Origin of the sequence: Thermovirga lienii, from assembly GCF_036847465.1 — a bacterium.
Taxonomy (GTDB): Bacteria; Synergistota; Synergistia; order Synergistales; family Thermovirgaceae; genus Thermovirga; species Thermovirga lienii.
On sequence record NZ_DAITZW010000018.1, the window covers coordinates 1 to 12,536 of the forward strand.

Sequence of the window (12,536 nt, forward strand, 5' to 3'; positions counted from 1 at the left end):
CCCTTTACCACACCTGACGCTACTGCTTTGTCCGCCGCGTGCTGAGCTGCCCCCGCAGGAACCGTCAGTATTATTATCTCTATGTTCTTTTCCTTCAAAACCTCTGGCATCTCATCGACATGGTAACAAGGGACTCCCTCTATGGTCTTTCCTACCTTTTCAGGATCGACATCAAAGGCCGCTTCTATCCCAAATTTTTCGCTTCTCAGTGACTTGTGCCCCAACAAGGCTTCCCCAAGCCTACCTACACCAACCAGACCAATCTTCCATACATTTGGGTGGGATAAAATCTGGCTCACGTGTTGGTGTAAGCGATCTACATGATATCCAACACCTCGTTTGCCTATTTCTCCAAAATAGGAGAGGTCCTTTCTAACCTGGCTGGCTTTCAAACCCAGCATCTCACCAATCTCCTGAGAGGAAACGACCCTACGGCCTTCCTCTTTCAACTGTGATAGAAGGCGATAGTACTGTACCAATCGCTCTATAGTCGGCTCCGCAACCTTCATCAACCTTCCTCCTTCCTTCGTCAACAAACCTGATCAGTTACACACCAGCTACGGGAATAAGCCTGGGCAACCTTATTGAAAGCGTCTATACCGCTGAAGCGATCATGTTCTCCCAATTCCTCTTCTATCCTCAATAGTTGATTGTACTTGGCCACACGATCCACCCTTGCAGGAGCTCCAGTCTTTATCTGTCCCGCTGAAAGGGCCACGGAGAGGTCACTGATGAACGTATCCTCCGTTTCCCCTGATCTGTGGGAGATTATGGAGGCGTATCCGCTTTTGGCAGCTTTTCTCACCACCTCGACAGTCTCGGTGACCGTTCCTATCTGGTTTAGTTTTATCAATATGGCGTTAGCCACGCCGCTTTTTATGCCTCTTTCCAACCTTTTCATGTTGGTGACAAAAAGATCATCCCCCACCAGCTGCAAGGTTTCTCCTAAGGCCTCAGTCAGGACCTTCCAGCCATCCCAGTCCTCCTCTGCCATTCCGTCCTCTATGGATATGATGGGGAAATCTTTCTTCAGTCCCTCATAATAAGAGACCATCTCCTCGGCCTTTAAAACCTTACCCTCGCCCTTCAGATGGTAAACGCCTTCACTGTAAAGTTCAGATGCTGCTACATCGAGGGCCAGCGCCACCTCTTCGCCAGGTTTGTATCCGGCAGCAGATATGGAATCCACCAAAACCTCCAGGGCCTGCCTATTGGAGGCAAGGTTGGGCGCGAACCCGCCCTCATCTCCTATGGCCGTAGAAAGCCCTCTCTCCTTCAGCACCCTTTTCAAGGTATGATAAATCTCCACTCCTGCTCTCAGGGCTTCGGAAAAGCAACAAGCCTTGAAGGGAACTATCATGAACTCCTGAATGTCCAGGTTGTTATCGGCGTGAGCACCGCCGTTTATGACGTTCATCATGGGAACCGGAAGGCTAAAGGGTCCTGCGCCTCCCAAAAAGGCCCATAAAGGAAGCCCCCTATCAAGGGCAGCAGCCCTAGCGACCGCCAGGGAAACGGATAGCATTGCGTTCGCCCCTAGGCGGCTTTTGTTTTCTGTACCATCCAGCTCTATCATGATCTTGTCTATGGCCCATATATCCCACGCTTCCAAACCTATTATCTCGGGAGCGATCTTCTCCTTTACGTTGGCAACAGCTTTCTCTACCCCTTTGCCAAGATAGCGATCTCCGCCATCTCTCAATTCCAAAGCCTCGAAGGTGCCGGTCGAAGCTCCAGAGGGAACCGAAGCCCTAGCCACGACTCCCGAATCCAACCACACCTCAGTCTCGATGGTCGGATTACCTCGTGAATCCAATATCTGCCTTGAGTGAACGCCTGTAATGTAGCTCATAAACTTCAACACCTCTGTTTCTATATATTTTTATTCATGTTTTCATTACCACTAGTCGTTCCACGGTTTTTCGTCAGGATTGACCCTCCGCTCCTCCAATACATCAAAAGGCCTGGCCCCTCTTTTAAGCTCCTTCTCCTCAAAGGGCAGAACCTTGAAGCTCACAACCCTCGAAGGAAAGGCCACTTCCACCACGTCGCCTGGCTTTATTTCTTTCGACGCCTTGACGACCTTTCCGTTTACACGAACGGCCCCGATCTCTATCATCTCCTGAGCCAGGGTTCGTCTTTTTATTACCCTTGCCAGCTTAAGAAATTTATCTATCCTCATCTTTGTGCCTCCGTGAACAAGATTGATTATATCAAATTAACTCAAATGTACTACGGTTTACTTTGAAAAATTTTGCACGAAAAAAGGGCCCCTCTGAGGCACCTTTTTCGGATTACTCCGTTTATCATACAGGATCAATCGAGATAGTCTCGTAACTTCTTGCTTCGGCTCGGATGCCTGAGCTTCCTCAGTGCCTTTGCCTCTATCTGCCTTATGCGTTCCCTGGTGACTCCGAAACGGCGGCCTACCTCCTCCAGTGTGTATGGGTGGCCGTCCTCCAGTCCAAAGCGAAGCCTTAAAACTTCCCTTTCTCTGTCGGTAAGCTCTTCCAGCATCTCTTCCAGTTGCTCCCTCAAAAGCTGCTGAGCTGCGGCCTCCTCGGGGCTAGGAATGTCCTTGTCCTCAAGAAAGTCACCCAATTCGCTGTCTTCCTCTTCACCTATTGGGGTTTCCAAGGAGACCGGTTCCTGGGCTATCCTGTGTATTTCTTCCACTTTCTCCGGCGCGATTCCCATCTCCGCAGCAATTTCCTCAGCAGTGGGTTCTCTCCCTAGCTGCTGGACCAGTTGACGAGAGACCCTTATAAGCTTGTTTATGGTCTCCACCATGTGAACAGGTATGCGTATCGTCCTAGCCTGATCCGCGATGCCCCTAGTTATGGCCTGACGTATCCACCACGTGGCGTAGGTACTGAACTTGAACCCTTTGCGGTAATCAAACTTCTCCACAGCCCTTATTAGGCCCAGGTTGCCTTCTTGAATCAGATCCAAGAACAACATCCCTCTTCCTATGTACTTCTTGGCTATACTTACCACGAGCCTCAAGTTGGCCTCTATTAGCTTGGCTTTGGCTTCGGGATCACCTTCCTCAACTCGCTTTGCCAATTCAACTTCCTCTTCAGGTGTCAGCAAAGGAATTTTCCCTATCTCTCTCAAGTACATTCTTACCGGGTCGGAGAGAGGAAGATCCTCAAGCTCTCCTATGTCATCGACCAGCTCCGACGGCTGGGTCCCAGCGGCAACTTCTCCTTCCTTGCCCTTTTCTTCCTCCACTAAATCGATCCCCAGCTCCATCAGATTAAAGTAAAGATTATCAAGGGTCTCGGCATTTATAACCTCAGGGGGCAGGTTCTTCTCTATATCCTCATAAGTTAAAAAACCCTTCTCTCGTCCCATATGGAAAAGATCTTTAAAGCTATCGATGTACTGCATCACATCCTTGCTGGTCATTTCTGTCCCCTGTTTTTCATGTTCTCTATCTCCTTGGCTCATGTCCACCTAGCCCTCCCTTTAAAAATTTTGCCAGTCTAGAAAACTCCATAATCTCCTCAACTGTCGCTTCTCCTCTGGCCTTTTTGTTTTTCAGGACCTCAAACCTCTTCATCTTAGCCCTTCGCTCCAAGGCTTCTATTACAATTTCGTAAACTTTATCCTTAGGATACTCTTCTATGTGGGCTCCACCTGCTGCCAAAAGAGCCAAAGGACGAGTATCCCCGACACTGAGCCATCTTTCTCTCAATTCTTCAGGATCTTCTCCATGTAATAACGCCAAAACTATGGCCTTTGCCTCCTCCAGCTCCAAAAGGGGCAAAAGCCTTTCGGGAGATTCCTGCCCCCTTATTTTCTCATCTGTCCATAGGATATAGCATAATAGAGCATCTAATGGATTTATATCTGGCCTTCTACTTTCCTCACTGTGAGATCTCTCATTTATATTTACGTTTGAAGTGTCATAAAACCCTTTTCTCCCAGATTCGTTTTTCATCCCTTTTCTTATCTCCTCTAAGCTCCTTACCACCTCTGATAGCACCATCCCCAACCCTCGCGCCACTTCGGGTAGGTAACTATTTGCCTCTAAAGGCGGCAAAGAAGCAAGCCCTTCCAGGACTTGTCTTCTTGCTTTGGTTCTCAGCAATTCATCCTTCAATTCTTCTTCCTTCAACTTGACGTGGTAAAGAGGCAGGGGTAAGGCTTTATCGAGAAGCTTCTTGAAGCTCTCCTGCCCGCCTTCCTCTGAAAGGAGGTCATCCGGATCCTTACCGGCTGGAAGGGGCACAACCCTTACGTCAAGTCCCATACGCTGAAGCACATACATACCCCTTAGGTTGGCTTCCTGACCCGCCAAGTCGGCGTCGTAACATAGAAAGACCCTCTCAGTAAACCTCCTAAGCAGGTTAGCCTGCTCTTCTGTGACGGCGGTTCCCAAGGTAGCAACGGATTCTGGAAATCCTTTGATGTGGAGTTTCAAGGCATCCATGTAGCCTTCCACTAGGATGGCCCTTTTTCTTTCCCTTATAGGATTTTTTGCCCTATGTAAAAGAAAAAGAGACATTCCCTTCGTGAATATTGGACTTTCAGGACTGTTTATGTATTTGGCTCCGTCTCCCGATATTATCCGGCCCCCAAAGCCTATAAGCTTCCCTCTAACATCCCTTATGGGAAAAATTACTCTTCCTCTGAATCTATCATATATACCCTTGGGGCCTCTTATTAGAATGCCCGCCTCCAAGGCCAATGACACAGCCTTCTGACCATTTTTCCTCTCTAAGTGACGTCTCAGGCTATCCCAACTTTCGGGCGCCCATCCAATCTCGAATTCTCGAAGATCTTTCTCACTTAATCCTCTCCTTGAGAGGTACTTGAACGCTGCTTTCCCTGCATTGGACCAAAGCTGCTCCTTGAAAAAACTTGCTGCTTCTTCCATAATGTCAAAAATACTCATCCCTTGAGCTTTCTTGTAGTCAGTTCCTTCATCAAGCTTCACGCCAGCTCGCTCTGCGAGGAAGCGCATTGCCTCAGGGAAGGTAAGTCCTTCCTTTTCCATGATAAAAGAAAACACGTCGCCTCCCCTACCACAGCCAAAACAATGGTAAGTTTGCCTTTCTGGAGAAACGTAGAACGAAGGAGTCTTCTCGGTGTGAAAGGGGCACAATCCCCTGTAGTTCTTGCCTACTTTCTTGAGGGGAACGTAATCACCAATTACGTCCAGGATATCCAATCTCTCCTTGATCTCAGCTACCTGGTCCCGTGCCATCTGACCACCTCTCAAAGCAAAGGGGAGAGCTCCGCAGCTCTCCCCTCGCTGTAAGCCTAAATTGATTAGCGGAGCTCTTTAAAACAGCGGTGCCAATACTAAGGCTACCACAGACATCAATTTTATCAAAATGTTCAAGCTCGGACCTGCAGTGTCCTTGAAGGGGTCGCCCACCGTATCTCCTACGACCGCAGCTGCATGGGCGCCAGAACCCTTGCCGCCATGGTGACCTTCTTCAATGAACTTTTTGGCATTGTCCCACGCGCCACCGGCATTGGACATAAATATGGCCATCATTACTCCCGTGACTATGGCGCCACCCAAAAGACCTCCAAGGGCCTCTGCACCAAGGACCATTCCTACAACTACAGGGCAGATGACCGCCAAAAGGCCAGGTACGATCATTTCCTTCAGAGAGGCCGCAGTAGAGATATCTATGCACTTTTCGTACTCCGGCTGACCGGTACCCTCAAGTATCCCAGGAACTTCCCTGAACTGTCTTCTTACCTCATCGATCATCTTAGAAGCAGCACGACCCACCGCTTGGATGGTCATGGCACTGAACAGGAAGGGCAGCATACCGCCTATGAAGAGACCCACCATGACCTTTGGGTCGTTGAGGTCGATAGACTCAAGCCCCACAGCAGTTGCGTAGGCCGCAAAGAGAGCCAGAGCCGTAAGGGCCGCACTTCCTATAGCCAAACCTTTTCCTATGGCTGCGGTGGTGTTACCAACGGCATCCAGGCGGTCCGTTATTTTTCTAACCTCAGGAGGCATGTGGCTCATCTCGGCTATACCGCCCGCGTTGTCGGAAATAGGACCATAAGCGTCGACGCTGAGGGTCATACCTGTAATGGAAAGCATTCCAACGGCAGCACAGGCTATGCCAAAAAGACCACCGAACTTGACTCCCACCAGTATGGCTCCGCATATGAGCAGAACCGGCAAAGCAGTTGACTTCATGCCAACGCCCAACCCAGCCAGTATGTTGGTAGCTGTACCAGTCTCGGAAGAAGCTGCGATCTGCTTTACAGGATTGAAAGATGAAGAAGTGTAAATTTCAGTTATGAGACCAATCACCACACCAACAGCGACACCTGCAGTGACTGCCCAGAACAGAGTTATGTCACCGAACATCTTCTGCGTGAGGAAATAAGAACCGACTATTATCAATACTCCAGTAACAAGGGTTCCCTTCCTGAGGGCAACCTGAGGATCTCCTCCTTCCTTGACCCTTACGAAAAAGGTCCCTATCACGGCGGAAACTATACCCAAAGCAGCCAAAAGAAGAGGATAGGCAACTCCCAAGCTGCCGAAGGTCGCTATACCTATGGCCATAGCCGCTATGACTGAGTTAACGTAGGACTCAAAGAGGTCGGCTCCCATTCCTGCAATGTCACCTACGTTGTCACCCACGTTGTCAGCTATGACTGCAGGGTTACGGGGATCGTCCTCAGGGATACCGGCTTCTACCTTACCAACCAAATCGGCACCCACGTCCGCTGCCTTGGTGTAGATTCCACCACCCACACGAGCAAAGAGGGCTATAGAGCTAGCACCGAAACCGAATCCCGTTATAACTGCAGGATCACCATAAAGATAGTAACAAACCAGGATACCTATGATTCCTATGCCCACCACAGACATACCCATAACGGTTCCACCCATGAAGGCTATCCTGAGTGCAGGGTTAACCCCCTTGGATGCAGCAAAAGCTGTCTTTCCATTGGCACCTGTTGCGACCCTCATTCCTATGAAACCTGCCAGAGCGCTGCACAAGGCCCCCAATAAGAAAGAAACTGCAGAGGCATATCCTATCTTGTACCCCAAAATAGCTGCCACCACCACTACGAAGGGGACAAGGGCCTTGTACTCTCTGGACAAGAAAGCCATGGCACCTCTTTGAATTATGCTGGAAAGCTCAAGCACCTTCTCGTTTGTAACCTCAAAGGCCTTGATCTTGCCCGTGGCCACAACAGCGTAAAGCAAAGCTATGATGCCCGCCACGCCACTTATTAGAATAACCTGCGTTTCCATCCTACATGTACCTCCCTTACGTATCTATTTTCATAAAGTCTCCATAACAAAAGGGCTGCCCGCCTAAGGCAGGCATTAGAGCGAACTTCATTATAACTTTCAAGGCTTTGGTGCACAAGTAGAAATCACGCTTCGAACATATATTTTACTTCATTTTTTCGCCTTAATAAAAATGTTTATATTTTCCCTATCTTCTGGTTTTTGTTTCAAAGATGAGAGCATACCGCGAATGGCTCCCTCTATGAAATCCCCAACAAACTTCTTTAGCGGAATCTTTCTGCTTTCTGCGTAAATTTCCAACCTTTGGACGTTCTTGCGCAAAATGCCCTCAATGAACTCGGCCAGTTCCTCTTCTTGGCCGAAGGAGAAGCTGGGAGCTGCCCCCTCGTAGAGGCCCTCGCCATAACACGCCACTATCCCTGGTACATCCTCAGGGGGTCTGGAAGATTTAACCCATATTTTGGGCAGGGACATAGCCTTGCCTCCCTCCAGTAGTACTATGTCGTAACCCGGGTACAGGCGGGAAACTATCTTGCCAAGGCTAACCTCCTTATCTTTTTGAACATGTACGACTCCATCTTTCCCCCACAGGACGGATTCACCCAGGGCGTCAGAGAGGATCTGCGAATCACTTCGACTTGTTGGACATACTTCCTTTTCCGTATGCTTTATAAAACCAACTTTCCATCCCCTCGCGAGCAAAAGTTCCACGAGCTTCTTGCACAAGGTCGTCTTACCTGAATCTTTCCAGCCGCTTACCCCTATCAAGAAAGGCAAGAACACTCCCCCTTTAAGGTTTTTCTTTCGAAGGTCCCTTCGAACTTGAGGCGCTCACCTGCCAGAGCTTCCTGTAACTATCAAGGAAGAAAATGAAGAGGCTTATTATCAGGGGGCCAAGGAACAGGCCTATGAACCCCCATGCAGCAAGGCCCCCAACTACACCTATGAACACTATGAGTATATGAATGCTGCTTCCTTCGGAAATGAATATGGGACGGATGAAGTTATCTACTGTACTCACCACCGCTAGGGCCCATATGGCAAGATATATGGCCTCCTTCCAGCTACCGGTCAAGGCAAGGTAAGCTGCCCCTGGCAAAAGCACCAGGGGGGTACCCACGAAAGGAATCATTGCCAGAACAAACATTATGGCCCCGAAAATCACTGGAGCTTCAAGACCTGCTTTCCACCAGGCCAAACCACCCAAGGTAGCCTGAATACCCGCAGTAAAGGTGATCCCGTACACCACCGCCTGAAGCAACCTCTTGGCCCGCGTAAACAACGAGACCTTCTCCTCTTCGGAGAGGGGCAATATATCTTCGATGAAATCCAGTACAATATGACCGTCCCTCAGAAAGAAGAAAGTAGCCACGGTGATGGCAATAAGCTGATAGATCATCCTTAAAGTGTTGCCCAAAAGATTCCTTGACAAGGAAGCTATCTGGGTTGCCAAAAACCTTCCTGCCTGCTTGAGTATATCTCCCAGAAAACTTAAGTGAGCACTGATGTTTATGCCCTTGGTCTCCAACCACTGCGGTAACCTTTCGGATATGGAGGCGAAATCCACAGCCTTGCTCCCAGATAAGAGGTCTACTATCTGGCCGTAGACTTTTATTCCCTCTTTGGCCAGAAGGGTGGCCAAAAACCCCGCAGGCACCACTAAAAGAAGCACTATAAGAGCGGTGGTGAGGGCGGCTGCCACGTTTTCATGCTTTCCTTTCATGAGGCCCTGGTGTAACCACCTATAAACTGGATATGCAAAAAAGGCCAATAGCGCCGACCAAGCCAGAGGGCGAAACAAAGGAAAGGCAACCTTGTACGTCAAAAGGGCCATCAAGGAGAACGCCACGACGAAAGGCCCGTAGCTTCTCCGTATGTTTTTCCCCTTCGGCAAGGTTACGTCTTTGTTCATCTATGTTGCCCCCTCCAGCTTTGGATTAACAACAACCAATTACTCCCACTCTATCGTGGAAGGCGGTTTGCTGGTGACATCGTAGACCACCCTGTTCGCGCCAGGAACCTCATTACAGATGCGCCGAGAGACCCTGTCCAAAAGTTCCATGGGGAGCTTGACCCAATCAGCGGTCATGCCATCCTGAGAACTCACTGCCCTCAGACCCACTATCTCTGCGTAGGTTCTTACGTCTCCCATAACGCCCACGGTCTTTACTGGCAGCAGAACACAGAAAGCCTGCCAGATCTCGTCGTAAAGCCCCTCTTTTCTTATTTCTTCCAAGAAGATTTTGTCAGCCTTCCTCAGCGTATCAAGGCGTTCAGGAGTGATCTCACCCAAACATCTAACCGCTAGTCCAGGCCCTGGGAATGGGTGCCGTTTCAAAATGACCTCGGGCACATCCAGCATGGCCCCTATTCTTCTGACCTCGTCCTTGAAGAGATCTCTAAGGGGTTCTAAGACCTTTAAATCCATCTCCTCCGGCAAGCCCCCCACGTTGTGGTGGCTCTTTATGACGGCAGCGTCCTTACCTTTCTTCCCGCTTTCTATCACATCGGGGTACACCGTACCCTGAAGCAGCCACTTGGCGCCACCTATCTCGTTGGCTTTTTTCTCGAAGACCCTTATGAATATTTCACCGATAATCTTCCTCTTTCTTTCTGGATCGGTTACCCCTTTCAGGGCACTAAGAAACTTCTCGCGGGCATCTACAGCATGGACCTTTAGGTGCAGGTCCTCATAGACTTTCAACACTTCCTGGGCCTCGTTCATCCTCAAGAGACCGTTGTCTACGAAAATACATTCAAGGTTGTCCCCTATGGCCTTGTGGGTCAAAACTGCAGCCACTGTGGAGTCCACTCCGCCAGAAAGGCCACATATGACCTTGTCTTGCCCTACGGTCTCTTTTATTTGTTTTGTCATCATGTCTATCCAGCCCTCTAGGTCCCAAAGCCCCTTGCATTTACATATCTTAAAAAGGAAGTTTTCCAATATTTTGCTGCCCTGCTGGGTGTGCCACACCTCGGGATGAAATTGAAGAGCCCATACATTCAGGTCATCGTTATATATGGACGCTATCATTCCCGATTCGCTCCTGGCTGCCACTTTGAAACCTTTGGGGGGCTGTTCCACGTAGTCCCAGTGGCTCATCCATACCTGAAGGGGGGAGGAAACTCCATAGAAAATGTCGGCATTTGGATCGGTCACATTAACCGTGGCCTTACCGTACTCGGCGAAGGGCCCTTTCTTGACCACTCCACCCAACATGTGAGCAATAAGCTGCATGCCGTAACATATTCCAAGTACGGGAACTTTACCACTCAATACGTCCTCTGGGACCGTCGGGGAATCCTCCTCTCTAACGGAGGAGGGACCTCCTGAAATCACTATACCCTTAGGGGATTGTTGCGCTATTTCCTCGTAAGGGGTATCCCAAGGAAGTATTTCACTGTAAACGCCAAGCTCCCTTATCCTCCTGGCTATGAGCTGAGTGTACTGAGAACCGCAGTCTAGAACTATAACCTTTTCCTCAATTGCCGAAGTTGAATTTCCCATTGTGGCTCTATCCTCCTGATCGAAATATTGCATCATGTAAAGTTTATCAGAAAACCCCCATAAAAAGAAAAGGGACCTTCCGAGGAAGGGCCCTTCTAGGTCTTTTTACTTTACTAGTAGTCCATACCTGCTGCTGGCATGGGGTTCTCGTTTTCTTTCTTCGGCTTATCGGCGACCAAGGCTTCGGTCGTCAAGACCATGGCCGCGATGGAGCCAGCGTTCTGAAGGGCACTGCGGGTAACCTTCACTGGGTCGATGATACCGGCCTTCACGAGGTCCTCGTACTCGCCGGTAGCAGCATTGAGGCCGTGGCCCTTCTTGAGGCTCTTGACCTTCTCTATGACCACATCGCCCTGATAACCAGCGTTAGTGGCGATGAGGTACACAGGAGCGGTAAGAGCTTTCTTCACTATCATGGCACCGGTCCTCTCGTCGCCCTCGAGCTCCTCAATGAATTTGTCCAGAGCCTCGGAGGCATTCAAGAGAGCCACGCCACCACCAGCTACTATACCCTCTTCTACCGCCGCGCGGGTAGCGTTGAGAGCGTCCTCGATCCTGTGCTTGAACTCCTTCTGCTCAGTCTCAGTAGCGGCACCAACCTGGATCACAGCCACGCCACCGACAAGCTTGGCAAGGCGCTCCTGAAGTTTTTCCTTGTCGTACTCGGAAGTGGACTCCTCAAGTTCGGCCTTGATCTGGGCAGCCCTCTTCCTTATGGCATCAGGATCACCGGCACCCTCTACGATGGTGGTCTCTTCCTTGGTCACGCGGACCTTCTTAGCGCGACCGAGCATGGATAGATCAGCGTTCTCAAGCTTGATGCCCACATCCTCGGAGATGACCTGACCACCGGTCACTATGGCTATATCCTGGAGCATGGCTTTCCTTCTCTCACCGAAGCCAGGAGCCTTTACGGCGACAACCTGCATCACGCCACGGAGCTTGTTGACCACCAAGGTGGCAAGGGCCTCGCCCTCTATGTCCTCAGCGATTATCAACAGAGGCTTACCGGTCTGTACAACCTTCTCAAGGAGAGGAATGAGGTCCTTGACGCTGCTTATCTTACCATCGTGGATAAGGATGTAAGCATCCTCGAGGCTTGCCTCCATCCTCTCGGCATCGGTCATCATGTATGGGCTCACGTAGCCTTTATCGAACTGGAGACCCTCAACAACCTCAAGGGTGGTCCCCACGGTCTGGCTATCCTCTACAGTGATAACGCCCTCTTCTCCAACCTTTTCCATGGCCTCGGCGATCAGCTCACCAACAGCCTTGTCGTTAGCGGATATGGCTGCAACCTGGGCAATCTTCTCTTTTTCCTTGACGGGAATAGCAAGTTTCTTTAGCTCATCGACCACGACGTCAACAGCCTTCTCTATACCTCTGCGCATGAGCATACCATTGGCGCCAGCGGCAACGTTCTTCATACCTTCGTTTATCATTGCCCTAGCGAGAATGGTAGCAGTCGTAGTACCGTCACCAGCGACATCGTTGGTCTTAGAAGCAACTTCCTTGAGCAGCTGAGCTCCCATGTTCTCAAAGGGATCCTCAAGCTCTATCTCCTTGGCGATGGTTACACCGTCATTGGTTATCGTGGGAGAACCGAACTTCTTCTCCAGGACTACGTTGCGACCCTTTGGACCAAGGGTAACACCTACTGTATCTGCAACTTTGTTAATACCACGCTCTAAAGCTCTACGGGCTTCTTCGTTAAAAGCAAGCATCTTTGGCATTGCTACTTCCTCCTTTCGGTCTTTTAAAAATTATCCCCAAGCA

The 12,536-nt window shown here is 49.8% G+C and carries 10 protein-coding genes; all 10 read right to left on the minus strand.

All coding sequences use genetic code 11. From position 1 onward, the window contains the following. Positions 1–509 (minus strand): redox-sensing transcriptional repressor Rex (locus V7Z69_RS06060; protein ID WP_334139141.1); only part of this gene is annotated, 509 nt, incomplete at its 3' end. A 20-nt stretch (positions 510–529) separates the two neighbouring features. Then, a complete protein-coding gene (eno, locus tag V7Z69_RS06065; protein ID WP_014162763.1) occupies positions 530–1,852 on the minus strand; it encodes a phosphopyruvate hydratase in 1,323 nt (440 codons plus the stop codon). 51 nt (positions 1,853–1,903) lie between these two features. After that, the gene (locus V7Z69_RS06070; RefSeq protein WP_334139142.1) at positions 1,904–2,182 is read right to left on the minus strand and encodes an RNA-binding S4 domain-containing protein; all 279 of its coding nucleotides are present in this window, start codon (positions 2,180–2,182) and stop codon (positions 1,904–1,906) included. Positions 2,183–2,316: 134 nt separating this feature from the next. After that, positions 2,317–3,453, minus strand: coding sequence for an RNA polymerase sigma factor RpoD (rpoD, locus tag V7Z69_RS06075; RefSeq protein WP_334139143.1), 1,137 nt, complete (start codon positions 3,451–3,453; stop codon positions 2,317–2,319). Continuing rightward, positions 3,437–5,215: a DNA primase gene (dnaG, locus tag V7Z69_RS06080; RefSeq protein WP_014162760.1), complete on the minus strand. Its 1,779-nt coding sequence runs from the start codon at positions 5,213–5,215 to the stop codon at positions 3,437–3,439. The genes rpoD and dnaG overlap by 17 nt, the downstream gene beginning before the upstream one ends. Positions 5,216–5,293: 78 nt before the next feature. After that, positions 5,294–7,252 (minus strand): sodium-translocating pyrophosphatase, encoded by a 1,959-nt coding sequence (locus tag V7Z69_RS06085; protein WP_334139144.1) that lies wholly within the window; start codon positions 7,250–7,252, stop codon positions 5,294–5,296. A 150-nt stretch (positions 7,253–7,402) separates the two neighbouring features. Beyond that, entirely contained in the window at positions 7,403–8,029 is a 627-nt protein-coding gene (locus tag V7Z69_RS06090; RefSeq protein WP_014162758.1) for a molybdopterin-guanine dinucleotide biosynthesis protein B, read from the minus strand. Positions 8,030–8,042: 13 nt separating this feature from the next. Then, positions 8,043–9,164, minus strand: coding sequence for an AI-2E family transporter (locus tag V7Z69_RS06095; protein ID WP_334139147.1), 1,122 nt, complete (start codon positions 9,162–9,164; stop codon positions 8,043–8,045). Between the two features lie 39 nt (positions 9,165–9,203). Continuing rightward, positions 9,204–10,760 carry a glutamine-hydrolyzing GMP synthase gene (gene guaA / locus V7Z69_RS06100; protein WP_334139148.1) on the minus strand — a complete coding sequence of 519 codons (1,557 nt, stop codon included), beginning with the start codon at positions 10,758–10,760 and terminating at the stop codon, positions 9,204–9,206. A 113-nt stretch (positions 10,761–10,873) separates the two neighbouring features. Then, positions 10,874–12,493 carry a chaperonin GroEL gene (groL, locus tag V7Z69_RS06105; RefSeq protein ID WP_334139150.1) on the minus strand — a complete coding sequence of 540 codons (1,620 nt, stop codon included), beginning with the start codon at positions 12,491–12,493 and terminating at the stop codon, positions 10,874–10,876. Positions 12,494–12,536: the final 43 nt, after the last annotated feature.

What these genes read in the sequence shown, in the direction of transcription:
- eno (WP_014162763.1), bottom strand. Translation starts at nt 1,852, where the DNA reads ATGAGCTACATTACAGGCGTTCACTCAAGGCAGATATTGGATTCACGA.
- V7Z69_RS06070 (WP_334139142.1), bottom strand. Translation starts at nt 2,182, where the DNA reads ATGAGGATAGATAAATTTCTTAAGCTGGCAAGGGTAATAAAAAGACGA.
- rpoD (WP_334139143.1), bottom strand. Translation starts at nt 3,453, where the DNA reads ATGAGCCAAGGAGATAGAGAACATGAAAAACAGGGGACAGAAATGACC.
- dnaG (WP_014162760.1), bottom strand. Translation starts at nt 5,215, where the DNA reads ATGGCACGGGACCAGGTAGCTGAGATCAAGGAGAGATTGGATATCCTG.
- V7Z69_RS06085 (WP_334139144.1), bottom strand. Translation starts at nt 7,252, where the DNA reads ATGGAAACGCAGGTTATTCTAATAAGTGGCGTGGCGGGCATCATAGCT.
- V7Z69_RS06095 (WP_334139147.1), bottom strand. Translation starts at nt 9,164, where the DNA reads ATGAACAAAGACGTAACCTTGCCGAAGGGGAAAAACATACGGAGAAGC.
- guaA (WP_334139148.1), bottom strand. Translation starts at nt 10,760, where the DNA reads ATGGGAAATTCAACTTCGGCAATTGAGGAAAAGGTTATAGTTCTAGAC.
- groL (WP_334139150.1), bottom strand. Translation starts at nt 12,493, where the DNA reads ATGCCAAAGATGCTTGCTTTTAACGAAGAAGCCCGTAGAGCTTTAGAG.